This is a genomic window from Nocardia sp. NPDC059229, assembly GCF_042754165.1.
GTDB lineage: Bacteria > Actinomycetota > Actinomycetes > Mycobacteriales > Mycobacteriaceae > Nocardia.
This window is the reverse complement of the sequence record NZ_JBHZAK010000045.1, coordinates 1-25,253: the sequence shown is the minus strand read 5'-3', so window position 1 is coordinate 25,253 and position 25,253 is coordinate 1. Positions and strand designations below refer to the sequence as shown.

The 25,253-nt window shown below is 64.5% G+C and carries 30 protein-coding genes; 23 read left to right on the top strand and 7 right to left on the bottom strand.

Annotation, left to right across the window (positions count from 1 at the left end; translation table 11 throughout):
• Window positions 1-262: 262 nt before the first annotated feature.
• Both ACFXHE_RS42980 and ACFXHE_RS42975 read right to left on the bottom strand, forming a co-directional pair.
• Window positions 263-433 carry a hypothetical protein gene (locus tag ACFXHE_RS42980; protein ID WP_379391364.1) on the bottom strand — a complete coding sequence of 57 codons (171 nt, stop codon included), beginning with the start codon at window positions 431-433 and terminating at the stop codon, window positions 263-265.
• Window positions 434-456: 23 nt separating this feature from the next.
• Window positions 457-1,218 (bottom strand): GtrA family protein, encoded by a 762-nt coding sequence (locus tag ACFXHE_RS42975; RefSeq protein ID WP_379391362.1) that lies wholly within the window; start codon window positions 1,216-1,218, stop codon window positions 457-459.
• A gap of 359 nt (window positions 1,219-1,577) precedes the next feature.
• Between ACFXHE_RS42975 and ACFXHE_RS42970 the strand changes: the two genes are divergently transcribed.
• The 4 genes from ACFXHE_RS42970 (at window position 1,578) to ACFXHE_RS42955 (ending at window position 3,902) form a co-directional block, all read left to right on the top strand.
• Window positions 1,578-2,084 (top strand): hypothetical protein, encoded by a 507-nt coding sequence (locus tag ACFXHE_RS42970; protein WP_379391360.1) that lies wholly within the window; start codon window positions 1,578-1,580, stop codon window positions 2,082-2,084.
• A gap of 713 nt (window positions 2,085-2,797) precedes the next feature.
• A complete protein-coding gene (locus ACFXHE_RS42965; RefSeq protein WP_379391358.1) occupies window positions 2,798-3,016 on the top strand; it encodes a macro domain-containing protein in 219 nt (72 codons plus the stop codon).
• 7 nt (window positions 3,017-3,023) lie between these two features.
• A complete protein-coding gene (locus ACFXHE_RS42960; RefSeq protein WP_379391356.1) occupies window positions 3,024-3,398 on the top strand; it encodes a hypothetical protein in 375 nt (124 codons plus the stop codon).
• A 153-nt stretch (window positions 3,399-3,551) separates the two neighbouring features.
• On the top strand, window positions 3,552-3,902 hold the full coding sequence (locus ACFXHE_RS42955) for a hypothetical protein (RefSeq protein ID WP_379391354.1): 351 nt from the start codon (window positions 3,552-3,554) through the stop codon (window positions 3,900-3,902).
• A gap of 389 nt (window positions 3,903-4,291) precedes the next feature.
• On the opposite strand, the gene ACFXHE_RS42950 is transcribed toward ACFXHE_RS42955, so the two are convergent.
• Complete coding sequence (locus ACFXHE_RS42950; RefSeq protein ID WP_379391352.1) at window positions 4,292-4,945, bottom strand: GntR family transcriptional regulator; 654 nt, start codon at window positions 4,943-4,945, stop codon at window positions 4,292-4,294.
• A 118-nt stretch (window positions 4,946-5,063) separates the two neighbouring features.
• Between ACFXHE_RS42950 and ACFXHE_RS42945 the strand changes: the two genes are divergently transcribed.
• The 10 genes from ACFXHE_RS42945 to ACFXHE_RS42900 all read left to right on the top strand — a co-directional run bounded on the left by ACFXHE_RS42945 (window position 5,064) and on the right by ACFXHE_RS42900 (window position 13,910).
• Entirely contained in the window at window positions 5,064-5,498 is a 435-nt protein-coding gene (locus tag ACFXHE_RS42945; RefSeq protein WP_379391350.1) for a nuclear transport factor 2 family protein, read from the top strand.
• A 10-nt stretch (window positions 5,499-5,508) separates the two neighbouring features.
• Window positions 5,509-6,267, top strand: a complete 759-nt coding sequence (locus ACFXHE_RS42940; RefSeq protein ID WP_379391348.1) for an alpha/beta fold hydrolase — start codon at window positions 5,509-5,511, stop codon at window positions 6,265-6,267.
• A gap of 72 nt (window positions 6,268-6,339) precedes the next feature.
• Window positions 6,340-7,149, top strand: a complete 810-nt coding sequence (locus ACFXHE_RS42935) for a carbon-nitrogen family hydrolase (RefSeq protein ID WP_379391346.1) — start codon at window positions 6,340-6,342, stop codon at window positions 7,147-7,149.
• A gap of 3 nt (window positions 7,150-7,152) precedes the next feature.
• A complete protein-coding gene (locus ACFXHE_RS42930; RefSeq protein ID WP_379391344.1) occupies window positions 7,153-7,830 on the top strand; it encodes a DUF2848 family protein in 678 nt (225 codons plus the stop codon).
• Window positions 7,830-9,308, top strand: coding sequence for a 4-hydroxyphenylacetate 3-hydroxylase family protein (locus ACFXHE_RS42925; RefSeq protein WP_379391342.1), 1,479 nt, complete (start codon window positions 7,830-7,832; stop codon window positions 9,306-9,308). The genes ACFXHE_RS42930 and ACFXHE_RS42925 overlap by 1 nt, the downstream gene beginning before the upstream one ends.
• Window positions 9,305-9,667: a cupin domain-containing protein gene (locus ACFXHE_RS42920; protein ID WP_379391340.1), complete on the top strand. Its 363-nt coding sequence runs from the start codon at window positions 9,305-9,307 to the stop codon at window positions 9,665-9,667. The genes ACFXHE_RS42925 and ACFXHE_RS42920 overlap by 4 nt, the downstream gene beginning before the upstream one ends.
• Window positions 9,664-10,182, top strand: coding sequence for a flavin reductase family protein (locus tag ACFXHE_RS42915; protein WP_379391338.1), 519 nt, complete (start codon window positions 9,664-9,666; stop codon window positions 10,180-10,182). The genes ACFXHE_RS42920 and ACFXHE_RS42915 overlap by 4 nt, the downstream gene beginning before the upstream one ends.
• A 212-nt stretch (window positions 10,183-10,394) precedes the next feature.
• Entirely contained in the window at window positions 10,395-10,616 is a 222-nt protein-coding gene (locus ACFXHE_RS42910; protein ID WP_379391336.1) for a hypothetical protein, read from the top strand.
• A 1,245-nt stretch (window positions 10,617-11,861) separates the two neighbouring features.
• Window positions 11,862-12,935, top strand: coding sequence for an alpha/beta hydrolase family protein (locus tag ACFXHE_RS42905; RefSeq protein ID WP_379391334.1), 1,074 nt, complete (start codon window positions 11,862-11,864; stop codon window positions 12,933-12,935).
• Between the two features lie 72 nt (window positions 12,936-13,007).
• Window positions 13,008-13,910, top strand: coding sequence for an alpha/beta hydrolase family esterase (locus tag ACFXHE_RS42900; RefSeq protein WP_379391332.1), 903 nt, complete (start codon window positions 13,008-13,010; stop codon window positions 13,908-13,910).
• Between the two features lie 1,133 nt (window positions 13,911-15,043).
• On the opposite strand, the gene ACFXHE_RS42895 is transcribed toward ACFXHE_RS42900, so the two are convergent.
• On the bottom strand, window positions 15,044-15,469 hold the full coding sequence (locus ACFXHE_RS42895) for a MarR family winged helix-turn-helix transcriptional regulator (protein ID WP_379391330.1): 426 nt from the start codon (window positions 15,467-15,469) through the stop codon (window positions 15,044-15,046).
• Window positions 15,470-15,549: 80 nt separating this feature from the next.
• Here ACFXHE_RS42895 and ACFXHE_RS42890 point away from each other — a divergent pair, with 80 nt between their 5' ends.
• From ACFXHE_RS42890 to ACFXHE_RS42875, 4 genes are all read left to right on the top strand, one after another.
• Window positions 15,550-16,404 carry an SDR family oxidoreductase gene (locus tag ACFXHE_RS42890; protein ID WP_379391328.1) on the top strand — a complete coding sequence of 285 codons (855 nt, stop codon included), beginning with the start codon at window positions 15,550-15,552 and terminating at the stop codon, window positions 16,402-16,404.
• A 403-nt stretch (window positions 16,405-16,807) separates the two neighbouring features.
• Window positions 16,808-16,951 carry a hypothetical protein gene (locus ACFXHE_RS42885; protein ID WP_379391326.1) on the top strand — a complete coding sequence of 48 codons (144 nt, stop codon included), beginning with the start codon at window positions 16,808-16,810 and terminating at the stop codon, window positions 16,949-16,951.
• Between the two features lie 363 nt (window positions 16,952-17,314).
• Window positions 17,315-17,713, top strand: coding sequence for a nuclear transport factor 2 family protein (locus ACFXHE_RS42880; protein ID WP_379391324.1), 399 nt, complete (start codon window positions 17,315-17,317; stop codon window positions 17,711-17,713).
• Between the two features lie 57 nt (window positions 17,714-17,770).
• Complete coding sequence (locus ACFXHE_RS42875) at window positions 17,771-19,267, top strand: arylsulfatase (RefSeq protein ID WP_379391322.1); 1,497 nt, start codon at window positions 17,771-17,773, stop codon at window positions 19,265-19,267.
• On the opposite strand, the gene ACFXHE_RS42870 is transcribed toward ACFXHE_RS42875, so the two are convergent.
• Window positions 19,261-19,641 carry a carboxymuconolactone decarboxylase family protein gene (locus tag ACFXHE_RS42870; RefSeq protein ID WP_379391320.1) on the bottom strand — a complete coding sequence of 127 codons (381 nt, stop codon included), beginning with the start codon at window positions 19,639-19,641 and terminating at the stop codon, window positions 19,261-19,263. The genes ACFXHE_RS42875 and ACFXHE_RS42870 overlap by 7 nt on opposite strands.
• An 88-nt stretch (window positions 19,642-19,729) precedes the next feature.
• Window positions 19,730-20,179, bottom strand: coding sequence for a hypothetical protein (locus ACFXHE_RS42865; RefSeq protein WP_379391318.1), 450 nt, complete (start codon window positions 20,177-20,179; stop codon window positions 19,730-19,732).
• Between the two features lie 263 nt (window positions 20,180-20,442).
• Here ACFXHE_RS42865 and ACFXHE_RS42860 point away from each other — a divergent pair, with 263 nt between their 5' ends.
• The 5 genes from ACFXHE_RS42860 to ACFXHE_RS42840 all read left to right on the top strand — a co-directional run bounded on the left by ACFXHE_RS42860 (window position 20,443) and on the right by ACFXHE_RS42840 (window position 23,706).
• Complete coding sequence (locus tag ACFXHE_RS42860) at window positions 20,443-20,679, top strand: hypothetical protein (RefSeq protein WP_379391316.1); 237 nt, start codon at window positions 20,443-20,445, stop codon at window positions 20,677-20,679.
• Between the two features lie 1,026 nt (window positions 20,680-21,705).
• Window positions 21,706-22,590 (top strand): helix-turn-helix domain-containing protein, encoded by an 885-nt coding sequence (locus tag ACFXHE_RS42855; protein ID WP_379391314.1) that lies wholly within the window; start codon window positions 21,706-21,708, stop codon window positions 22,588-22,590.
• The gene (locus tag ACFXHE_RS42850) at window positions 22,587-22,790 is read left to right on the top strand and encodes a DUF397 domain-containing protein (RefSeq protein ID WP_354843786.1); all 204 of its coding nucleotides are present in this window, start codon (window positions 22,587-22,589) and stop codon (window positions 22,788-22,790) included. Before ACFXHE_RS42855 ends, ACFXHE_RS42850 begins: the two co-directional genes overlap by 4 nt.
• Window positions 22,791-22,920: 130 nt before the next feature.
• Complete coding sequence (locus tag ACFXHE_RS42845; protein ID WP_379391311.1) at window positions 22,921-23,406, top strand: hypothetical protein; 486 nt, start codon at window positions 22,921-22,923, stop codon at window positions 23,404-23,406.
• Between the two features lie 99 nt (window positions 23,407-23,505).
• On the top strand, window positions 23,506-23,706 hold the full coding sequence (locus tag ACFXHE_RS42840; protein WP_379391309.1) for an antibiotic biosynthesis monooxygenase family protein: 201 nt from the start codon (window positions 23,506-23,508) through the stop codon (window positions 23,704-23,706).
• Here the strand turns inward: ACFXHE_RS42840 and ACFXHE_RS42835 are convergent.
• On the bottom strand, window positions 23,678-24,949 hold the full coding sequence (locus ACFXHE_RS42835) for a DUF418 domain-containing protein (protein WP_379391307.1): 1,272 nt from the start codon (window positions 24,947-24,949) through the stop codon (window positions 23,678-23,680). The genes ACFXHE_RS42840 and ACFXHE_RS42835 overlap by 29 nt on opposite strands.
• Between the last annotated feature and the right edge of the window lie 304 nt (window positions 24,950-25,253).

Genomic DNA, 25,253 nt, shown 5'->3' with positions numbered 1-25,253 from the left:
CGCAAGGCGCCGAGCCCGTGGTCGAGGCCGCGATGCTGAAGGTCGATGCCACTTCCGGCTCGTTCATCGGCCGCAACGGCGTGGTGCCCTGGTAGCGGCCACCGTATCGATCGGGGTGCCGGTAAGAATCGTGTCACCTGGTACACGAAGCTGATGTAACGGCCGATCGGCGCTGGTCATGCGCGCAAGCGCACCGCAACATCGGCGACCATGTGCGAGTGGGGGTTCCGGGTCGAGAGGGCTCGAACGGGTCAGGGCGGTGTCAAAGGTGGTTCTCCTGGACCTGCTTCAGAGGTACTGCATCGGGCACGACCCGATCGGGGGACACGACCTGATCGGGGAACACGAATCTGCGCATCGCCCACCAGCGGAACACCATAGCGAGCAACGTGCCGACTATGGACGCGCTGACGAAATCGGCGATGTTCTCCACCGACGGTGAAAACATGCGGGTTTTCAGCTGGAAAACGTAGTTCGAAACCGCGAGGGCAGTTGGTTGATCGCCATCCCCACGCCAGCCACAACGAAGAACAGCGCGGCTTCGTGCCGGGGCTGGCGGCCACCGCGGGCGGTGAAGGCCCACTCGCGGTTCAGCACGTAGGAAACAATGGTTGCGAGCAGCGCCGCGACAACGTTCGCGGTCACCGGCATCCCGTTCAGAACAGTCCACTTCAAGCCGAAGAACAGCACTGTTGTCGTAGCGAAGGCGATACCCCCGACTACGAGAAACATCAGAAGTTCGGCGTTCCGCACGAGGAACGACAACATGCGATTCGGTATGTGTGCGACCACGTTCTCGATCCAGTCCCGTTCGGTCTCGCCTTCGCGGGCCGGGCGCAGCAGAAGCAGGCTCCGGTCGGCCAGATCGGTCTCGAACCCGGCGCCGAAGTAGTTCTTGTCCGCGATCAAGGTCTGACCCGGCCGGGCCGTCGTCAAGGCAGGGTCGGCGTCGAGGATGCCGAGCAGGACCTCGCGTTCGTCGGCCTTGGCTCCGGCCATGGCAAACCCGATCGGCAGGCCACCGAAAGTGGCGATCAGGTGTAACCGCAGCCCCCAGAAGTAGCGTGAGTGCGCAGCGCAGTACCAGTATTCGGCCCATCCGGCCAGGTCGGAGCGTTTCACCGTTTCTCTCGACCGGCCGCATTCGACCGGGGTGGAATCGGCGACCCGCACGTCGTCGGTCCACAAGGCGGTGTCAGCGGCGAGCAAGCGGATCACGGTGCGGATCAGCCCGGCGGCGTTGCGGAGCCGCTTGTTGTAGCCGGGCTTTTTCGGCAGATACCGGAACAGGTGCCGCAGGTGGGTGCGGGCATAACGTAGCCAGCGGGCTTCGGAGGTGAACCCGATCGGCGGTCGCCACAAGCCGCAGATCCGGGCGGGCGGTCAACAGGTCGTCGGTGGTGACATACAGTGCAGTGGCGAGGGTGTCGATGTCATTGCTCACACCCTTGATCTACGGCACCTTCGCCCCGCAATCACGCCGGAATGCGCGCAAAACCCTTGCCCGGCAACATCTCTCATGATCAGCCTGGCTTCGCGCCGCCGACTTCTGCAAGCAACCACCACAACCTGAGGCAATGAACATGCGCATGCACCCCAACTTTTACACCGTTGACCACCGGGGTCCCGGACAGCTGAGCATCATGGCCAAGCCACGCGGCGGAGAGTGGCTCGAAGACGAGATGACTGCTCTGAAGGCGTCCGGCGTCGACCACTTGGTCTGCGCGCTCACCGCCGCTGAACTCTACGAGTGCGACCTTGGAGCCGAAGCGCGCACAGCACGCGAGGCGGGCCTGCGGTTCGTTTCCATCCCGATCGTCGACCGCGGCGTCCCCGACCGGGCCAGCGTGCTGCCGACTCTCCAGCACCTCGCGGCGGAACTGAACGACGGCGCACACGTCCTCACCCACTGTCGCTTCGGCATCGGCCGCGCATCGCTGCTGGCCGCCGCGCTCCTTGTCATCAACGGCACCGACCCCGACACAGCATGGAATCGACTCGAACAAGCTCGTGGACTCACCGTCCCCGACACCCCCGAGCAACGCGAATGGACCGACAAACTGCCTCAACGGCCGCTGTCCTGACTAGCAGTTGGAGATCCACCACACCCCTTGGAATCACTCATCTAGGGGGTTGAGGGACAAATCCGTGAAAAGTCGCTGGGCCCCGCATTCGGTGTCCTGCGGATGATTCCAGGCAGGGGTGAAGCTGGGCGGCTCGAACGTAGCCTGCCGTTGACCTTGAATGCCTACTCTGGCGCAGGTCGGCCCCCTCTGCGGTGGCGCAGACCCCTCGGCATTGCCCCTGGGCCTTCGTGGCATTCCTCGTGCGCGGTCGACCTCGGCGTACACCGCCGCCGCGAGTTGCGAATCCAGCCCGCCCCGGTGAGACCGGGCGCCGGGACAGGGATTCGGAGGTGCGCCATGACAGCAACCCCACGCGAACCACGCGGTGACAGGCTCGCTCGCCGGCCTGGTGCGCTGGCCGGAGCTGAGTCGGCTCGAATCGTGGTGGCACGCCGTCGTGCATCACGCCGCCGAGCCACCCACACCCACATGACCAGCCGCTGCCGCCGGGGATTAGGACCACTGCCGGGCCGAGCGTTGGCCGGGTTGGTATTGGTCAGCGACTCAGCGACTGCGCCCGCGCTGGACGCCAGTCGCAGCACTGGCCATTCCGGGCCATCGCCGCGTGCCGCTCGAACTGGGGGCGGTGCGGGACACCTCGCGCCGAGCGCGCAAATCCCCACCTGAACGGCTCCGACTGAGGGCAACCTATTGGGCACCTTCGGGCAACCGTGCGGTCGGCGACCCAGGACCGCCCCGCGTTGCTGGCCTCCTGCCATCACGAATCCTTGCGCATGGCAGACGAACTCGGGGCGGACGTCGTGGCCTTCCCGGCCATCTCCACGAATCAGGGTGGGTCAGCGGGCGAATTCCGGGTTTGCCCCGATGCGCGCCAAACCTCCTGTGCGACAGGCTCAATCCCGGGTCGGGTCACAGTCGATAGGAGTTGATTCACACATGGCTCAACGGATGCTGGTGGGTCTGAGCGCTGCCGCTCTGATCACGGCGGCGGCTGGCGCGCTCGCCCCGGTAGCGAACGCCAAGGACCTGGCCGACGGGGTGTCGTGTTTCGGGCGCAGCTGCCGCAACGACACCGATGACACCTACCGGGTGCGAGCCCGGGTGCGATGCACGGGCACTGTCGGTTCACACGAGATCTCGGTCCTCGTCAACAGCCACTCCACCCAACGGGTGAGTGCCTCCTGTCCGGATGAGTTTCCCAGGAAGGACGGAATCAAGGACTGGAACTCCGTGACGGACATCGACTACCTGAGCGCCATGGTAGACAACGGCAGCCACCCTGCCCCAGCGTCCAGCGGGTCCGGGTCCTGATCCGGGACGAACTCCCGGTCTCGCGGATGATGCAGGTCGCCGCCGCCCACGACATCGAGGGCGTCATCGCCAAACGCGTGGACAGCACCTACCGGGCCGGGCGCTCGCAGGTATTGGCGCAAACTCCCGCTGCGCCGGTCGGCCGAGGTGGTGGTGGTCGGCTGGCTGGCCGGCCACACCCACAGCGAGGTGTTCGGGTCCCTGCTCGTCGCCGCCCACGACAACCAGGGGCGGCTGGTGTTGCTCGGGGCGGTCGGGACCGGGTTCAGCGACACCACCCGCCGCTCGCTACAGCGTGAACTGCTGGCCCTGGCCGTTGCCACACCGGCGGTCACCGGTGAGATCCCGGCATCGATCACGGCCACCGCGCACTGGGTCGCCCCGCACCTGGTCGGTGATGTCGCCTACCGCGAACGCACCGCCACCGGCCTGCGCCACCCGTCCTGGCACGGACTCCGATTCGACCGCTCACCAGCGGAAATATCGGTTCCCGAACACCACTGACCCTCCGGCCTCAGGCGGTTGTCGAGAAGCTTGTCGAACTCCGAAACTTCGTACCGCGCAGAGAATTCAGGCGTGTTGCTCGCCATGATCTTCAGACACGCTTGCTTATCCGTAGGCAGGTACTTCCTGATTTCGATCGTTCGCTCCCCGTCGTCGTTCGGAAAAGGGATGGGCGCCGCCCGATCAGGAGTTGGCGGCCGCGTCGAGCAGCAACTGCAGCATCTTCGGGTGTGGATCGTTATCGATTCTGACCTCAGTGTCGCAGACCACGGCGGATTCGGCGGCCGCCGAAGGGGCGTAGCCACATGGCCGCCGACAACCACATCGGAATCCGGGTGGGGCTCAGTTCGTGTTTCTGGCGAGACGTAGTGTGAATCCGCAGCGGGCTACTAGAGTGCGACGGCAGCGGTGTTCGCGAGATGTTTGCGTGCTGCGCTGGCTGCGGCCTCGGGGTCGCCCTGTTCGATGGCATCGATGATGGCGCGGTGTTCGACGACGACTGCTTCGAGGCGGTGAGGTAGCTTGAGTGCCTCGAAACCGAAGAGCCACATTGCCCCGCGCAGGCTGACCATCGTTGCGTGGGTGCGCTCGAGGCCGAGGATTTCGGACTGAAGCAGGTGGAACCGCTCGTCCAGCGCCAGGAACTCCGGCTCTTGGCCGCTGCTGAGGCTTTCCTGCGCGCCAACGATTGTACGTAGCTGTGAGATGTCCTCGGCCGTGGCACTGAGCGCCAAACGGCTTGCCACAAAGCCTTCGAGCAGCGAACGTAGATCGAAGATCTCCTGCCGCTCCGCTGTCGACAGCTCGCGCAGACGGAACCCGCGTTGGGATTCGACGACGATGATTCCCTCGCGGCTGAGCGTGAGAAGGGCTTCACGGACAGGCGTTCGGGACATGCCGAGAGACTCGGCCAGTTCGTTCTCCGAGTACTGCTCACCGTGGGTGAGTGAGCCATCTCTGATCGCCTGCTGAATCTGCAGATAAGCGCGCCGACCCAGCGTCGGGGGCCGTTCAACTGCTGTGATGCCGCTCAGCTTTGCCATACCCCTAGATTAACAGAGCCGTATGCGAAATTCAGCACGCTACACACTTGTATACCGAATACAAGTGCCGTAGTGTGTGCTGTGTCATAGCCCATCCGGTTGGCAAAGGAGCACACGGATGCCTCTGTCCGCTTCAGACAAATTGGCGATCATCGAGCTGTCGAACCTGCAGATGCGATCGCTCGACAACCACGATGTCGATTCCTGGCTCGGGGCATGGGTTCCCGACGGAAAGTTCATCGCGACTTACGGCACGTTTGTCGGACACGACGCCATCAGGGAGTTCATCAACGGTCACATCGCGGCCGGCAAGGAGGACGGTGCACGTCATCTGATGACGAACTACACCGTCGACGGCGACGGCGAGGCGGCGACGGCGACGTGCACAGTTACCAAACTCCAGGTCGTGGAGCCGCCGTTCATCATCGCCACCGGTATTTACACCGACGTGCTGGTGCGCACCGAAGCCGGCTGGAAGTTCCAATCGCGTCAGCTGGACATCGACCCTGGCGTGTTCGCTCGTGCCGAGGCCTCCGCGGCCGCGCAGCAGTAAGGACGACCCGATGACTGAACTTGCCGCAGAGCGGTGGGGCGATTCCGGCCCACGCATCGTCATGGTGCACGGCAGCCTGAGTTCGGCCGCCGCGGCCTTCGCTGAGCAGCGGGTGCTGGCCGACCGATACCAGATCACCGCACCGTACCGCCGGGGCTACCACCCGAGCCCGAGCACACCGCGTATCGATCCGGACAGGGACGCGGCCGAGATCGCCGAGTTGCTCGGCGATGGTGCACATCTGGTCGGAACATCGATGGGTGGGGTCGTTGCGATGCGGGCCGCAGCACTGGCCCCGGAGAAGGTTTGGTCGCTGACGGTGATCGAGCCGCCCGCACTACCCAACGGTGCTGGACGACCGGCCGCAGACCGGCTCGCGACCGCGCTGCGTGACTACTTCTCGGCCGCCGACCCCGCCGATCTCGAGTCCTTCGCAGTCGGCTTTTTGAAGGTACTCAACGTCGACATGACCCTGCCGTCGCCCCTGCCTGCCCCACTGGCCGAGGCCATCCGCAATCTCACCACTGAAAGGCCTTGGGAGACAGGCGTTCCGCTGGAGGCGCTGGCGCGGACCACGTTCCCCAAGCTGGTGGTCACCGGTGGTGGCACTCCAGGGTTCGAAGATGTCGCCGACGCTCTGGCAGAGGGGTTGTCGGCGAAACGCGTTCTGTTCGAGGGCAGTCCGCACGCAGTGCAGCGTATCGGGCAGAAGTTCAACGACGAGCTCATCGCTCACTTGCAGAACGCGGAAACTTCTCTGTCGGCCTGAACCGACGCGACCCACGGCACGCGAGCGACTTGTGTGCCGTGGGAGTCGCCATCAAGAAAGGACTGAATCGCTTTGCGCGTAGCGCTGTTTCAGGTCGCTAGCCCGGACTCCGAGCCCATGGCGACTCGGCTACGGCGGGTCGGTGACGCGATCGATCGCGAATCAGAGCTCGAGAAATCTGATCTGCTGGTTATGCCCGAGCTGTGGGGGGCCGCCTACTTCGCCTTCGACGAGTACAAGGACCGAGCCGAACCCCTCACCGGCCCGACGGTCACCGCGGCCCGTTCCTGGGCCACCTCGCATCGGCTGTTCGTTCACCTCGGCAGCATCGTCGAAATCGATGAGCAGGGCCGTTTGTACAACACCTCGGTGGTGGTCAGCCCGGACGGTTCCGTGCGCAACACCTACCGCAAGGTGCACGTCTTCGGGTATGGCTCGCGGGAGCAGGAGCTCCTCACACCGGGCACCTCCATAACCGTCGACTCGATCGCCGGTGTGCCATCGGGCATCACCACCTGCTATGACCTGCGCTTTCCGGAGCTGTTCCGCAGTTTGACCGACGCCGGCGCCGAGCTGCTGGCCGTGTGTGCGGCTTGGCCGGCCGCACGCCTCGCGCACTGGCGACTGTTCACGAGCGTGCGTGCGGTCGAGCAGCAGTCGTGGCTGCTGGCCTGCAATGCAGTCGGCGAACAACACGGGGTAAGCCTCGGCGGCCACAGCCGGATCGTCGACCCCTGGGGAGAGGCGCTCGTCGAGGCAGGTTCCGACGAGGGATTCACCTTCGCCGAGATCGATCCTGCTCTGCCGCAACGTGTCCGCGCCGAGTTTCCGGCATTGGCGGACCGACGCTGGCCCCCTGACCTATCGACCAGAGTGGAGTAGCACATGACCACGGGCATCACCCAGCTGCAGCTACGGACCAGTTCTGGGAACAGACTGGCCTTCACACCGACCGACGTCATCGTGGCCGGGTACACCGGCCGCGACACGGCCGCCGTCGCGCACCACGTCGATGAGCTCGCCGCCATCGGTGTGCCGAGGCCGGACAGTATCCCTGCCTTCTACGACGTCGCCGCCGACACCGTGACCACCGATGCCACCATCGAGGTCGACGGGCCATCGACGTCGGGCGAGGTGGAACCGGTCCTGATATACGCCAATCAGCGGTACTACCTGACAGTCGGCTCCGACCACACCGACCGGGTACTCGAAACGCAGAGCATCCGCCTGTCCAAAGCCGCGTGCCCCAAGCCGATAGCCGCCACGGTCATCGACCTGGGAACCGACCCGAGCATCGCGCACTGGGACAACATCACGGTGTGCAACCGGGTCAACGGCGAGCTCTACCAGCGAGGAACTCTCGCTTCGATGCTGCCGCTCGGCGAGCTGCTTTCCAAATGGGGCAAACACGACCGCGACGAGTCCGCGCTGGTCCTGTTCGGCGGAACCATGCCGCTGGTCGACGGCACCTTCCGATACGGCCGACACTGGCAGATGAGCCTCGAAGTGCCGGGTCACGCCCCGATCGAATTCACATACAACGTCACTGTCAGGAGCAGCTAATGCGCACCAGCACCGACTATCTGGCCTCGCTGGACGACGGCCGCCGCGTGATCGTCAACGGCACGCCCGTGGAGCACGTCGCCAGCGATCCGGCGTTCGCGCCGATCGCCCGCACGATCGGAGACCTGTTCGACCTGGCAGCCGATCCACGCAACGGCATGCAGGTGACCGACCAGACCCTCGGCCGCCCTGTGAACAGGCTGTTCCTGCCGCCGCACAGTGCCGAGGATCTCACGGCCTACCGCACGGCAGCCCAGGTCTGGGCCGATCACACCCACGGCTGGGTGGGCCGTTCACCCGACCACGTCGGCGCCTTCGTCGCCGCCTTCTCGGCCCACCCCGAAGCATTCGCGCAAGAACACGATCTGCGTGACAACGTCCTCGCCTTCCACCGCCGGATCGTCGAGAACGATCTCTATGTCTCCTATGCGATCATTCCGCCGCAGTTCTCCCGCACAAGCACCGCGCACGCATGGGAGGGCGAGTTCATCCAGGTCGGTGTGAAACACGAACGCGAAGACGGCATCGTCGTTCGCGGTGCCCAAATGCTCGCCACCGGCGGCGCAGTCGCCGACGAGATCCTGGTCTCCTGCATCAAACCGCTGCAAGCCGAGGACTCGGACTTCGCGATCAGCTTCACCGTCCCGGTGAATGCCGACGGACTGACGCTGTACTGCCGCCGCCCGTACGCCCCCAGCGTGACCAGCGAGTTCGACTATCCACTGAGCTCGCGCTACGACGAGACCGACGCCCTGCTGGTGTTCGACGACGTCTTCATCCCCTGGGAAAACGTCTTCGTGTACAAGGACGTCCCGGGTCTGCGCAAGCAGTTCTTCGATACCGCCGCACATGTGCTCGGCAATTGGCAGGCGCAGATCCGCTTCGCGACCAAACTGCGGTTCCTTGCAGGGATCGCCCGCAAGATCGCCGCGGTCAACGGTGTCGACAAGTTCCCCGGCGTTGTCGAGAAGCTCGGCGAGCTCGCCAGCCTGGTCTCCGTAGTGGAATCCGGGGTCCTCGCCGCAGAGCACACCGCGACGCCGGACGAGCAGGGATTGTGGCGCCCGGGCGCGGCCGCCCTGTACGGCGCGATGGGATTGCAGTCCGAGATCCACCCGCGGGTAATCGAGATCGTGCGCGATCTGGCCGGAGGCGGGGTACTGCAGGTGCCTTCGAGCGTTCACGAGCTCGCCGGCGAGCAGACCCGCGCGGACATGGACCGTTATGTGAGCAGCCCGGGCCTGTCCGCTGTCGAGCGAGTGAAGCTGTTCAAACTCGCCTGGGATGCCATCGGCAGTGAGTTCGCAGGACGCCACCAGCAATATGAGCTCTTCTACGCCGGAGCGCCGTTCGTCGTGAAGGGCTACGCGTTCCGGAACTTCGACTACGACACCCCGACCCGCACCGTCGAACAGTTCCTGGCGTCTTACGATCTGTCCGAGGTGCCGTCGGCCGAGCTGGGCCAGGTGACCGCATGAGCAAGCCGGAATTCGAGTTCTTCTCCGTCAGCGACGTCGAGTTCACCGTCTGTCCCGGCGGTGACCCACTGATCACCGAACGGATCCTCAGCAAAGATCCGATGACCGGCGTTGCCACTCGGATCCTGCGATACGCACCAGGCGCCGATTCCACGCCGATGGGCGTGCAACGGCACGACTTCTGGGAAGAGGTCTACATCCTCGAAGGCTCCTTCGTGGACCTGACCCTGGGCGAGAAGTTCACCGCCGGCCAGTACGCATGCCGCCCGCCGGGAATGCCGCACGGGCCGTGGCGCTCCGACGAGGGGGTGCTGACCTTCGAAGTCCGCTACCCCGCAGGCAAGGAGCAGGGGAAATGACAATGGCATCCCCAATGGTCGACTCGTCGGCAATGCGCAGAACGATGGGGAAATTCGCCACTGGCGTCGCCGTGATCACCACAGAGTTCAACGGCGTCCCGCACGGCATGACCGTCAATTCGCTCACCTCCGTTTCCCTCGACCCACCCATGCTGCTCGTCTGCTTCAACCACGGCGCTCGCAGTGCCGAGGCGGTGAGCGCGGCCGGACGGTTCGCCGTCAACATCCTGTCGAGTCGTCAGCAGGCCATCGCTCTGCGTTTCGCCCAGCGCGGAGAGGACCACTTCGCTGGTCTCGAGCTCGAATACGACGGCCACCGAGTCCCCGTGGTGCCGCGCGCCCTCGCCCACCTGGATTGCGACGTCGACCGCATCGTCGAGGCCGGCGACCACACCGTGGTCTTCGGCACCGTCCGAGATGTCTGCTCACGTGAGGGTGAAGCCCTGGGGTTCTTCCGCGGCAACTTCAGCAGCATCGTGCCGCACGGCAGCGATCCAGAGCACTGGTTCTTCTGACCACGCACACCAAACAGCCGTACAAAGCCAAACTGCTCGACCGGTACGGATTCGATCCCGGTTCAGCTACCTGGCGCCTCGTCCGGAAAGTTTGACCCGGCAGTCGGGTGGCGAGGTGATCACAGGCTTGCCGCTGGTGGTGCTGGCGGTGGAATTGTCGTAGCGGTGAGCCATATGTACTCGTCCGGCGTAGCCCGAGGAGGGCCTAGGCCATGACAACCGAAACATGGCTATCGCCCGGAAGCGATGTGCACCTACGGATCTGGCTGGGTGACACCTTCTTCGACTACGCGGCTACCGCATCGGCAGCCCGCAATCTGATCCAGGATTGGAGACGAAAGCGCTGGTACACAATCGAATTGATCCGCGACACCGTCGAGGAATGTCTGCTGCTGCCGCGCCTGCCGTGCGAACGATTGTTCCTCGGGCCATGACCAGCATGGAACCGAGACAGCCCGGCGGTCACAGGGTGATCAGCGATGCGATTATGCGTGGTCTGCACCGCCCCACTCAGCTCGGTGTCGTTCTACGGACGTTCAGGTCGACGGCAATGCGTCCGTTCATGGCCAAGTCTCGGGGTCGGCGACGTAGCGACCGCGGTCGGAACAGAAGGTTGTGGCACCGCGCTTTTCGATTACCGGAGCAACCCTTTCCGACGGGGCACCAGCCCGGTGCTCGAATAGACGCGAGCCAGCGCCCGCCCCTTCACGGATGGCTCGCGGTCGTCGAGGGACGCCTACAACGGCCCTGGACGACCATCTCGGATAGTCGACGTCCCGGCAACGAAGTGTGCCCCTTCTTGCCGGGACGTCGACCCACCGATACAACCGAACGCACTCGATTGCCGCATCCCGCGCTGACCGAACCGGCCAGCGCGGGCATCGGAAGATCAACGGGCAGAGCGCCATACAGCCGCCGGCAGTGCACGCTATTGCCGATGAGCGAGTGATCCGAGTGGCTAGGTCGGTGAATCCTGGCACCACCGGACGGTGAATTTGGAGGAGCGGTGTGAGGGTCCGAAGGCCGTTCAGGCGGTGAAAACTGGGAGCGCCCTGTCTGATGTATCGGCGGGTGCTTCACGCCTGGCATAGGCCTTTGAGGAATGCGACCTCGTCGGGGTCGGCGTTGCCGGGGTTGGCCAGGCGGGTGCTCACCCAGCTCGCCTGGTGGTCCCGTCACCTCGGCGCCGCCGAGCCTTATCAGGGTTGATGCAGAGCCGAACACCCTTATACACCACTGTGTTCGGCACATCGTCCTCGTTGTCCGGGTCGCCGGAGTCCGCAGGATCCGGCAGTTCCGCGATCTCCTCGATGACGATCTGTGCTCGCGCCGCGCTGGGATCAAACATCTCCTGAAACGGCCCGACAAACGACCCCCCGAGGCTTTCGCCCGAATAGCCGCCTACCCGAACAGCGCCAACGGGCCCATGGTGGCGATCAGCAGTACCAAGTCTCCGCCCATGCCCACGAGCGTACCGATGAGATCTTTCGCTCCGCTTAGGAGAGAAGGGGCCGGCCGTGCGCTCATGGCGAGTTGCGGATGCCACAGTCGGGTCGCGATCCTCTGGGGCGGAGCTTGTCGCCCGTACGGGGATTCGGGCTAGGCTGAGCCGGTCGAAGGCGAGCGCCGTCGAGACCGGGGAGGGAATTATCTTGTTAGGCAGGGTATTTCGGTGTCTATTGATTTTGCTGCTGGCCTCGGCCGGTGCCGTGGTCGACGTCGTTGCCCGAGCCGAACCGGTGCCGTCGCAAGAGGCGTCGGTCGTCGTTGCCCTGCCTGAGCCGACCGGTGCCGATGCGATCGGCGTGGTGGATCTGCACCTGGTCGATCCGTCGCGTCAGGATCCGTATGTCCCGGCTCGTGCACGCGAGTTGATGGTCAGCATCTGGTACCCCGCCGCCGATCGGACGGCAACGCCAACGCGGCCCTGGGCTTCCGAACAGATGACCCGGGCCTACGCAGACGGCTTGGCCAAGATCGGCCCGCCGATCGCTGGGGCGTGGACGTTGACGTCCAGCCACGGTCGGGTCGATGCGGCCGCCGACAGCACCGGTGGGCGGCGGCCGATCGTATTGTTCTCCCCCGGCATGGGCATGCCGCGGGAGGCCAGTACCGCACAGGCCGAGGATCTCGCCAGTCACGGATTCATCGTGGTCGCAATGAGCCACACCTACGAATCGCTGGCGACCGAATTCCCCGGCGGACGACTCGAAAAGAGCATGCTGCCGCAGGCCCCGGATACCGACCAGGTCAACGCACAGATCGAACAGGCGATGCAGGTCCGCGTCGCCGACACGCGATACGTCCTCGACCGGCTAGCCGACCTCAGCACCGGCGCAGACCCGGACGCCGACGGGCATCCGCTGCCCGCGAACCTCGCCGGAATACTCGACCTGTCGAAGATCGCGATGTTCGGGCATTCCCTCGGTGGCGCCACTGCGGCCCAGGTGATGCACGACGATCGCCGCGTCGCCGCAGGGGTGGATCTGGATGGCTCCCTGTGGGGTTCAGTGCTCACCGACGGACTGGACCGCCCGTTCGTACTGATCGGCGGTACCGATCACGGACGCGCCCAGGACCCCAGCTGGCAGCAGTTCTGGGCCGGCGATCGCGGACCGAAACTGGAATTCCGGGCTGGCGCGCTGACCGAACCGGCCAGCGCGGCTGCGTGGAAGATCAACGGGCAGGGGTCATCTGAGCCCGCCGACCGAACGTCGTCAGCGCGCGGTACAGCCGATGGGCGGGCGCGTTGAACCTTCGTCCACGCTTCAATGCAGGACAGGTAAACTGCGCAGTTAGGCTGTATATCTCACTACGGGGGATCGATGAAGACCGTGTACTTGCGCGTCGAAGGGCGGCGACGGTCGTTCGCGCTCCGGCTACCCGCCGCGCCGCGTGCGGACTTGCCACTGGTGCTGGTTCTGCACGGGAACCGTTCGTCGGTACTCGGACCGCTCCAGCGCTTCGCCGATTCGATATCGCGGCGTACCAACGGTTTTGGCGCGTGCGCCGATCGGTATGGCATCGCGGTGGCCTATCCGGAGGCTTTCGGCGGCGCCTGGGCGGACGGCCGCGGTGTCACCACCGGTGACCGACATGCGGTGGACGACGTCGCCTTCCTGCGGACAGTCGCCGAGTGGTGCGCCGATCAGCACGGCACCAGACATGACGGATTGCTGTTGGCGGGCATCTCGAACGGCGCGTTCATGGCGCACCGGATGGCGCTGGAGGCCCCCGAATCGGTTGCGGTGTTCGCCGCGATCGCGGGCGGGCTACCCGCCGAGTTGGCCGACCTGCAGCCGACCCACGCAGTCTCGGCGCTGCTGATCAACGGCACCGCCGATCGGGTTGTCCCGATCGAGGGCGGACACTCACGACGCCGCGGCCCGAATGGCGAACTCCGCGGACGGACCCTCTCACTTGCCGAAACTGCTCGGCGCTGGGCCGAAATCGATCGCTGCACCGCCGACGAGACGGTCGAGGAACGCCCGGCAGGATCCGACCCCAACCATCTGGCGGTAACCCGGCGCGCCCTCGGCGGTGGCGTCGGCGGGACCCGCGTGGAGGCATGGACCATTCACGGTATGGGCCACACCTGGCCCGGCGCGCCCACCCTCCGCATCCTCGAGCCAATGCTGGGCAAGACGCCACAGAACGTCGACGCGGCTGAAGAACTGTGCCACTTCGCCCTTCCCCTACTCATCCCGGCCGACGACCGCCGACTCTGAATACCAGCAGTCAGCCCGTTCGAGGCGTCTCATCGCTCGATCCCCGCAGTCGGCGTATCGACAATCGTGAGACTCGCGGCGTACGCAAATGCACGCTAATGCCGCACCGCGCTGACCGAACCGGCCAGCGTGGTGCAGCGAAAGATCAACTGGCCGTTGCCATCCGAGTACGATGAACGCATCGTCATGCCGAATGCAGGGCGTTGTCGGGTAGCAGCTGACTTGGCTCAGCTCCTAGCTACGGTGTGCCGATGATCTTGGAACGCGCAGGATCACGAGAGGTCGGGGACCGGTGTCGATCAACGCCTATCCACACGCAGTGCTCATCGAAAAGACCTGCGGCACTTGCACACCCGCGATGAGGCCGAGCGCACCCACATGGCCTCGGCCACCTGACATCTCAACCAGCGCTCATGTCCATGGCAGCCTCGGGCGGCCTCGCCGTCGTCCGGAATCAACTTCTGCTCGACAATCCCCGCCCGGCCACACCAGGATCGAACATGTCGACACGTGAAGGTTCAAAGGCCGTCGGTGCTGCTCGACCGAATGCTGACGACGGCACCGGAGGCGCGCAGGGAGCGTGCCAAGAGTTCTATTTCCACGAGAGTCCCTCGAAGCCCGACGCGCAGGAGTTCGTCGGCCATGGACCGCGCTTGCGAGAGCGGCAGCGGTCGGACTTGGCGAAGGACACGCATTACCGATGCCGGCGTGGCACTCCCGGCGCGGAGTTCGAGAACGCTCGGGCCGTTGGCCGCCAGGATCGCCGCTCGAACACTCGCCGGCGGCGGTTCGAAACCGCACTCATACCATTCGGTTTCGCACCTTCGGCATGTCACGTGCATATCCCACTCATGTCTGCCACCCGTCAGGGCTTCGACGACGGTAGCCTCGGCCGGCGATTCGCACTTGATGCAATCCCTCACGTACGACGCAGACTCGACCACGGTGTCCATGAGCCGAACCTAGACCGGGAACCGATCCACACCAACCATCCGGAAATGCCGCGACCCGCACGGCCCGCAGCGGCCGACGTGGACCTGCGGAAACGCAACGGGCAGAGTGCCTCACGGCCGTCAGCGGTGCGCGCTCACGCCGAATGTCGCGTATTTCAGGGGCTGTTGATCGGTTGTCGGTCAGTCTGTGAGCAGGATGGTGAGCAGGGTGCGGAGTTGGTGTTGTTGCTCGGTGGTCAGCCGGGCCAGTGGTCGGCTGGCGAAGGGCATGCGGGCTTGTAGGTCCTCGGCGACGCGTCTGCCCTGATCGGTCGCCGCGACCAGGCGCACTCGACGGTCGTTCGGGTTCTCCCGGCGCTCGATCAGGCCACGGGTCTGCAATTTGTCGACGAGGGCGGTGACATTCGACGGCTCGGCGTGCAGATGTTCGGCGATTCGCCGGGTCACGACCGGTTCCTGCGCTGCCAGCAGCGCTTTGGCCTGCATGGGCGTCAAACCATGGGCGCCGGCCGCTGCCTCCGCCTCGGTGGCGTAGCGGCGATTGATCGCCGCGAACAGCCCTACCACCTCGGCCGTCAGTTCCCGCTGCTCCTGCTCGCTCGACATGCCCTCCACTATAGCGATACCTCATCATAATTATGATGTATTATGATTATGGTTAATAACCAATAGCCAGGAGGAACCCCATGAGCCCGTCCATCGACCGGAAAACCGTCCTGATCACCGGCACCTCGACCGGCATCGGACTGCACACGGCCATCCACGCCGCCCGCTCCGGCTGGCAAGTCATCGCCACCCAGCGCGACACCGCCCGCTCGACCGCACTCATCGAGCTCGCCCGCCACGACGGCGTTGCCGACCACGTCGAGGTCCGACAGCTCGATGTCACCGATCCGGCCTCCGTCCACCGTTGCGTCTCCGGCGTCGTCGACAACCACGGCCACCTCGACGCGCTGATCAACAACGCGGGCGCCGGCCACCTGGGCACCCTCGAACTGGAGGACATCGGCGAGATCCGCGCCGTCATGGAGGTCAATTTCTTCGGCGTCCTCGAAGTCACCCGTGCCGCGCTCCCGCAACTGCGCGCCACACACGGACGAGTACTCACCGTCAGCAGCGTCGGCGGGGTCATCGGACAGCCGTTCAACGAGGCATACTGCGCCGCGAAGTTCGCCGTCGAGGGCTTCATGGAAGCGTTGGCCCCAGTAGCCGCGCAGACCGGCGTCGCGGTCAGCATCATCGAACCCGGTGCCGTCGCAAGCGAATTCGTCGCCAACGTCGGCGGACGCGAAATACTGGCTACGAACGCGGCCGGACCGTACGCTTCTGCGCTGGCCGCCTACCGCAAGCGCACCGAGGGCGCCTTCGCCAACGCCCAATCCCCCGAATCCGCCGCCCAGGCCATCGTCGAAGCACTCGACGCCACCGACCTCCCGTTCCGAGTCCAGACCTCCGACACCGCCCGAAACTTCGTCGCCGTCAAACTCGCCGACCTCGACGGCGCGAAAGTGCAGGACATGACCAGCAATTGGATCGGGTGAACCACCCAACCGCAACCAGGCGCGTCGTACCCGGATACAGGCGAGCGAATCATCGATTCATCGCGCCGCCCACACCTACGCACCCTCCTCGCGCTGGTCACCCTTTTCGAACGGGCATCTGCTGAACACACTCATCTGCCGCCTCTCGCGCGGCTCGAAGCGGCCAGGGCAGGGCAGGCGAAAGTCCAACTGGCCCTGCCGATCCGAGGCGGCGGAATGTCCGCAAATGCCGATTATCGGACCGCCTGCCTGGATGTTGTCGACTATGCCGAACGCGATCGCGCGCCGATGCAGAGTCCTGCCGTCGGCACGCCTTGTTCTGATCCGGGGCCGGGAAGTGCCAGGGTGGCGTACTGTCGAGGCCACGAGTCCGTAGAGGTCTTCCAAACAAAGGACGTACCAGTTGTCCGACAAATCTCCGCGTAGCAAGATGTCCAAGGCTCAGGGGAAATCCCTGAAGGAAAAACGAGCGGAGAAGAAGGCCAAGTCGGCCACCCCGCAATCCGGTGTCGAGGCCTTGGAGAACAGGGGCAAGAAGCGCAAGTAGACCTACGGTCTCCTACTCCGAGGCTTGGCTCGGATGGAGCTCGAGTTCGGGTGGGCTGGATCGCTCGCGCTTCCGTCTACTCTGTCCAATCAAGCCGTGGGTCATAGTCGCCCCATGGATGAATCTGCGGCCTTCGACACCGCAGTCGCACAACGGTTCCCGGACTACTGCCGGTTGTAATACACGACATCCTGGATTGCCGCGATCCGCGCAGTTCGAAGCCGTGGCGCCTGTCCGGGGGTGTCGGGGGCACTTGTGACATCGTCGCGACAGCGACCGTATTGATGTACGGCCATCGGCACGGCAGCTACGAATCACTCTCAGCGGTCAATGAACGACGCACCACGAGAGAGGAGACCTGCCGTGCCTGGCTCCAACGATCCGATGGCGGTGGTGCGCCAGTATGTCGACGCTTTCAACAACGGTGACCAGAAGGCGATGGCAGCGGCGTGCGCTGACCCGATGCAGATCCTGGACGGAATGTCGCCACACGTGTGGCAGGGGCCGACAGCCGCAGAGGACTGGTGGAGGGCCGCGCTTGCTGAGGCTGAGCACGTCGGGGCTTCCGGCTACCGCATCGATCTCGGTGAGCCACGCCATGTCGATGTCACCGGCGACTTCGGGTACGTCGTCGTTCCGGCCACCTTCTCGTACAACCTCGAGGGCGAGCAGGTGACGCAAACCGGCGCGGTCTTCACTGCGGCACTGGGCAAGGTCGGCACCGACTGGCGCTTGACGGCCTGGGCTTGGGCAAAAGGATGACAGGCACTTGCCGGCCCTACGAGATAACCGCCTGAGCCCGCACCTCACACCGCAGGCGTGGGCCTGCGCGGATTTTCTTTGCCGAGGACCTCGCCGCCTCGGGTTTCCTGCCCCATCCCAGACGATGACGTATCGGAAAAGGGGTTGATCGACATGGCGCCGAGCATTCGACCGAATATCGTCTTCATGCTGCTCGACAACGTCGGCTGGGGCGATTGGGGGTGTTACGGCGGCCAGACGCCTACCCCACGTATCGACGCCCTCGCAGCAGAGGGCACCAGGCTCACCAATTACACCGTCGAACCGCAATGCACCCCCACCCGTTCGGCCATCCTCACCGGACGCCTGCCGGTACGATCCGGAACCACGCAGGTGCCGCTGCTGCCGAAACCCTACGGGCTGTGCCCGTGGGAATACACGCTGGCCAACCTGCTGTCCGACGCCGGCTATGCGACGGCCGCATACGGGAAATGGCACCTCGGCGCGACCGAGGGCAGGCTGCCGACCGATCAGGGTTTCGACGAGTGGTGGGGACTGAAGAACACCACGGACGAGGCCGGTTACACCGGGTACGTCGCGTACCGGGAGTTACTCGACAGCGGATTCCCCCTGCCCCTGGCGATCGGAATGGGAGTCGGCGAATCACCCAAACTCTGGGAAGCCAGAAAGGGCCGGCAGGCCGAGGCGACCGGCGACCTCGACCTGGAAATCCGCCCATTTCTCGACGAGAAAATCGTCGAGCGGGCCACGGAATACATTGCGCGGCAGGCGGCAGCGAACCAGCCGTTCTTCACCTACATCGGCTTCACACACATCCATCCGCCCGAGCGGGTGCACCCGGAATTCGACCGGACGGCACCGCACCGGCTCGGCCAGTATGCCGACATCATCGCCGAGATAGACCATCGCGTCGGCCAGGTCCTCGATGCCATCGACCACGCCGGGATCTCCGAGGACACAATCGTCGTACTCTCCAGCGACAACGCCACAGGCGGAGTCGTCAGTGTCCCAGGCGGTTCGAACGGACCCTGGCGAGGCAACTTCTTCACCCCACCCTACGAGGGCTCCTACCGGGTACCGGCCATCATCCGCTGGCCGGGCCATGTGCCCGCCGGACGCGTGAGCAACGACATGCTGGCCGGCCTCGACTGGCTGCCGACCCTGGCCGGCATGCTCGGCGAATCCGGCCGCGTCCCCGACGACAGGCCCATCGACGGCCTCGACGCCTCGGCGTTCCTGACCGGCCACACCGAGAAGTCACCACGCAGATACGTCGCGTTGTTCGGACTCGACGATCAGCTGATGTCGGTGAAGGTGGACTCGGGCAAAGTCGTGTTCCGCTACACCGAAGGAATAGACAAACCCATCGTCGAACCGTACTTCCCCCAGGTGTTCGACCTGAGCAGCGATCCGCACGAAAACTTCAACATGTTCGATACCAAAATGGACTGCACCTGGATGTTGTTCCTGGCCGGCGCAGTCATCGCGGACTATCAGAAAAGTATCGAGCAGTACCGCAATATCGAGACCGGAGAAGACTTCACCGGCTACTGACATGATGACGGCCCGATGGCATCTGCCTGGACGTCGCGGGAGTAGTGGTGTAACCGGCCGGCGCTGACGCAGTGATGCCCTGAGCGTAGACCCACGGCATCACGACAGTGGTTGTGGCTGTTGCTATTTCTTGCCCGATCCCGAGAGGGCTGACGAGGTCGGCGCGATGACGGTGATCGCCGCTGGGCGTCTGGACGAATTTCCGAGCGCGTCGCGCCGGCCGCAAGCGCGGCACGCATATGCCGCCGCGTCGCCTGTACATCAAGATTGGTACACGCCACGGCCAAGCCGACACTCACCAATTCGACGAACTTCCAGCTCAAGACCCCACTACGCCACGGATTGGTCGTCATCTCGTTGCACGCGTCGGCCATGCTGGGTCCCACGTCCGCAACAGTTACAAGGCTGCGGCATCCCAAGGACCGGCGCCTCAGTGGCGCCAGCTGGCACGGGTGCTGTAGATCAGTCCTTCCTTTGCCGGTAACTGAGTAGGGATCTGCGCAGACCGCTGAACGCATAGCCCGCCGCCCACACTGAAATCACAATGAGAACAACGAACATCGGTAGCCAGCTGGTCTTATGATGATCGACGCTCCACCAGACCGCCGTAAACAGAATCGCGCAGATAAACAGCAGGATGTCGCGCAAGCTGCCGCGATAGGAGGCGGCCGCTCTGCGCAGCGGCCGGTATCGGTTGACGGTCGCGACCAGGTCGTCGATGCGGCTATCGATGCTCCGTTGGAGTTCGGCACGCCGCTCCGCCTCCTCCGGAGGTAGGCGGTCCAGCAGTTCCATATCCTGCTTGATCGTCTTGCGGACGTCTGGACCCTTCAGATATCCCGCGGCTGCACCGAGAGCCAATCCACCAGCGATGGGCGCGATCCCCACGGCAAGATCAACCAAAGCGGGCATGCTTCCGTCTCCTTAGCCACCCCTTCGATATCGCGGCAAGAGTACCGCCCAGATCATATGCCCGGTCGTATACCGCGGTGCCGATCGCAACGCCGACCTCGATGTATCTGATCATGCCTGACTGACCATATGTTTGCTCGGCATTGCAACGAGAACAGCAGAAGTACTGGTATCGGGGTGAGGGGGTCGTCGTGCTGACAGCGCTCGTACGAATCGCGGCATGCTGCGTCCGCTGTCGAAGTCCCTGGGCCAGGGACGAACCCATGTGGGTCGACACCTCGGCACTGGTCGGCAAGCACCTCACCGTCCGCGGATTCTTTGTCGGCGACTTCGACTACCACGACAAGGTGATGCCCGTCATTCGCGAGGCGGCACCACTGGTGGCCGACGGCACCCTCGTTGTCCCCGTGGCGGGCGTGTACCCCCTCGAGCACATCCAGGACGCGGTGCAACATCTCCTCCGCGGCGGCAATATCCTGCTGAAAGTGGCCGGGCGATGAACGCGCGCAAAGCGGACGGCTGAAGATTGGGCACTTTTGTCAGACAAACGTGAGACAAAGTTGTTCGCCACGAGCTGAGACAGGCAACAAAGGTGCATGCCAGCCGTACTCGGCAACCGCCTCGGGGGCGTCCTGCACGGCTGCCTGCGCCACCATAGCCCCTACAACGAACGCGATCGATCTACGGCAACCCCGCTGCCTCAACGGACTCACTGTCGACGCTCACCACCCGTGGCGGTCCGAATTCATCGGGCCGCCATCGAGTGCGGAGGCGCGGCGGTGCCTGCCGCGCGGATGATGAAGGCAATCGCGGGAATCCGGGTTGAGCGATGCCGAGGTGGTGCGAACGGTAGTGCGGAGTGGGGACCTTCCCGGCCACACCGGTGCAGCGATCACCAGATGTTCCAGGTTCCCCTGAGCGGCTTTACCTCCCGGTCTGCGCGCTCCAGATTCGGCACCAGGTTGGTGAAGTATCGGCGGGCGTCTCAGTTGTCGTCGCAGTGCTGATGCTGCTTCAGACCATGTTGTGCCGCTTGCAGATTCATGACCGGATAGTCCGGTGCGTCATGCGAGATGATGGTCATGGCCTGCTCCCTGTCGTCCGGTCGCCCGCACGGATCACGGCGATGGCCTGACGCTTCTTGCCGCACACGGACATCGGGCAGGACTCGTGGACTCGGAGGACATCGCGCGCGTAACCGATCGACATCGCGCTGATCGCCTCGTGGTTTTCGATGGGTATGCCGTACATGGCTGGCGCTCCGGTTGTCGACGTTGATGTTTGGTGGACCCCGGCCGCCGGTACGGCCTGAACATGCGACCCGCATCGAAGGGCACACAATCGGAACTTGTTGACCGGGTCGACCGTTCAGGTTCCCGGCGGCCGGGGGTGAATACCAGTAGACAGCCGCCCGTTCACTGGCGGAAGATTCCAGGGCAGGAGTACTCGAATTTTCTCCCCGTCTTCCAAACCCCAGCACGAAAACCATTCCAAATCAGCACACAAACGATAGTGAGGCTAACGGAATGATCGGTTCGACCGTTCCCCGCAGAATGTTGGGGCGTGAACTTCGGAGGCTGCGTGAGACATCCGGGGTCAGCGTCTCCAAGGCTTGTGCCGTCATTCAGTGTTCGCCGCAGACCATGTGGCGGCTCGAAGGCGGCCAGGGCGGCGTTAAACTGAAAACCCTATACATCGAAGCCCTTTGTAAGCTTTACGAAGCCTCCGACGAAGATACTGCCGCCCTGCTGGGACTGATAGAAGAAGCCCAGCGCCCCGGTTGGTGGCACTCGTACGGCGACTGCGTGCCGGAACACTTCGACCTTTACCTAGGGCTCGAGCAGTCCGCTCGGCGTTTCACCGCATGGCAGACGACCTTCGTTCCGGGCCTGATCCAAACACCGGCCTATCGGCGTGCCCTGGAGTGGACGGCCTTCCCCGGAATGCCCACTTCGGCCGTCGAACAGCGGGTGGAATTGATCATGAAACGCCAAGAGCGGTTGGAAGATCCGGCGTTCTCCGCAGCCGTCCTGCTGTCGGAGTCGGTATTGGGCCATGAGATCGGCGGACCAGCTGTCATGGCCGATCAAATCCATCAACTGATCAAGGTCAGGCAGCGGCGTAATGTGTCGATCGGTGTTGTGCCGCAAACGGTCGGCGCGCATCTGGGGCTTCAGACGTACCACTTCGTTCTGCTGGAGTTTCCGCCCCGATCATCACCGGAGTTGAAGACCAAGTGGATCGAGCCGCCCGTGGTCTACGTCGAAGGGTTCACCGGGGCTCTCTATCTCGATCAGGCCGACAAGGTAGACCGTTACCGTAGCGCTCTTGTGGAAATCAAGCGCCGTGCGTTGGATGAGCAATGCACACGGGACTTGTTGGCCCACAAAGCGAAGGAGTATGCGGTATGAGCACCACCCGACTGGGTGCCCAGTGGTACAAGAGCAGCCGTTCAGCATCTCAGGAGGCTTGCGTGGAAGTCGCGCACTTCGGCACCGAGACCGGCGTCCGGGATTCGAAGAACCCCGGCGGCCCCGAGCTGATGTTCCCCGCCGACCAATGGGCTATCTTCAACGCGGCCGTGAAGGACGGAAAGTTCGACCGGTCCTGACCGACCATGACGACTGTGGGAGTCTGGGCGTGGTGTCCGGGCTCCCCTTCTTCATGCGTGACAAGATCTCCCACCAGCCTCGACACGTATACGACATGATCCGTTGAACACTCATCAAAGGAGATGTGCGATGCAGGTTAGGTCAGCAGTGGTCACCGGCGGCGCAGTAGTCGCTGGGTTGTTCGCAAGCCTCGTTCCGGGTGTGGCCCACGCCGATTTCATCGATCCGGCGCCCTACGTGGACGCCAATGGGGTGGCGTGGTTCAACATGGCGGGAAACAATTGTTCGATTACGCCGAATGGTGTTGTGGGGTGCGATCTTCCGACTCCGGCGTCGATCATGTCGATGACGATCGCGGGTATGACGATCCCGGTGCCCTACGTGCCGGCCGTTGCCATCGACACGGCCTACTTTCCCTCGCACCCGCAGTGGAGCTCCAATGGCAGCCACACCCAGCAGGGTGGCAATCCCGCGATCGTGCCGGGGGTCGATCAGTACACGACGTCGGTCTACTACGCCGGAGCCACGTGCACGGTCTCGGTCCGCAATGACGTGGTGTGCTCGGGGATGAGTCACGAATTCCGCGTCGCGGGGTTGCAGGCGTACGGAAACTGAACCAGGACAATCGGATCGGTCGCCCGCCTCGCCGCCAGGAAGTGTTTCGAAGTGTGCGATGAAGTGGCATCGCGGTGCGGTGCCACCCCGTCAGCATGGTTGGTGAAAGCTGTTGCCCACGTTGGCATATACCCGGAGCTGGAGAAGAGCTTCGCGCACCGCGGACGCGCGGTCGAGAACTCGCCCGGGTTCCTGGGCTTCCAGCTGCTGCGCCCCGTCTCCGGAGACAACCGGTACTTCATTGGCGCGTCGCTGCTGGAGTTCGAGGTCGTCATGGATGTGGCGGGGAAGAACGCCTGACCAGAGCGTTCGCCACACCCTGAGTGATCGTGTGGAGCAGCCGTTCCGCCGGACCGCGACGGAACCGGCTGCGCCACAGAGTCGCCAGCACCAGGGAACCGATGGAGAGTAGTGCCAGTAGTTCCCAGCCCGGACCGTGGATGCCGCCCGGCGACGCGGTCGCGTTCTCGTCGGGTATCGGCACCAGGACACTGACCGCCACCGCCTGCAGGATGTAGAGGCTCAACGCGCAGGAGCCCGCTGCGATCAAGGGCCGCAAGGCGATACCGGCACGCGGGACCAGTGCCATCAGGACACCGATCACCAGGCAGGCGACACCGGTCGCGCCGAACACCTCGAACAGGGTGCCGCTGTGCGGGGTGGCGACGGTCAGCCACCACCAGCTCGTTGTCGCCACCGCGCCGAAACCCGTCATATCGATGATCTGACCCGGATCGAAGTCGGTGACCCCGGCCTGTGTCATACCCGCGGTGAGCAGGTCGACCAGGTGCGCGCGTCCGCCCAGCGGGTGCTGTACCAGCCACGAACCGCCGTATCCGAGCAGGGCCAGCAGCGCACCGACACCGATCACCGGCAGCGGCCGGAGTGCGCGAATCCCCCAGCGGCCCAGGGCCATACCGGCGAAGACGAACGGCATCCAGGTGAGCGCCGGGTACCCGCCGGTGAGCACCAGCATCTGGCCCGCCTGCCGCAGACCCGACCAGGAGGTGAACATCTCGAAGATGGGGTTGCCGCCGGAAGCGTTCTGGTGCATGTGGCTTCGGATGACGAAGGACAGGATCGGCCCGGCGATCGCCCACACCGTCGCGAGTATCGCGAGCGCGCGGGCCTCCAGCCGCAGGGCGGGCAGGGCCAGCAGGAAGAACAGACCGTAGTAGGTCAGGATGATCATGATTCCGATGCCGGAATGCAGTTGCGCCAGAGCCAGACCCAGCAGCGCGACCAGCACGGCTCGGGAGCCGATGCGAATCAGGCTGCGGCGGGCCGGGATCCCGGTGGCAGGGTGCGCCCCGCCGGACATGAGCGCCAGCGACACGCCCGCCAATACCGCGAACAGCGCGGCCGACCGGCCCTCGAAGTCCGTCAGCCAGGACGCGCCCGGCTGGCCCCGCGGCGGCCCGATATGCACCGCGAACATGCCCAGCACCGCGATGCCCCGCGCCGCGTCGAGCGCGAGGACGCGCGGCAGCGAATTCGAAGCATCCGATTCTTGCGGCACGGTGACCGACGCCGGCGATCCCATAACCTTGCCCACCTCCAGGATTTCGACTGACAGTGACAGCGAGGCTAATTCGGCACACACGAGAAAACCGAGCCCAATGCCCGATTCGCGGAAGAAATAGCCGAAAGAGTTAGTTCCCGGCTAACCAGAAGGGTTAGCCGGGAACTCGCGAGCTACGCCTCGAGGGTGGCATCCAGCTCGATGGTGTCGATCAACCAATGGCTGCGGCAGTGGTGAGGGCTGGCCGCAGGCCCGCCCCCACCACATAGAGAACGGGCCTAGGTTTTGGATAGAAATGAGTGTTGTGGGGGCACCCCCCCGCGGG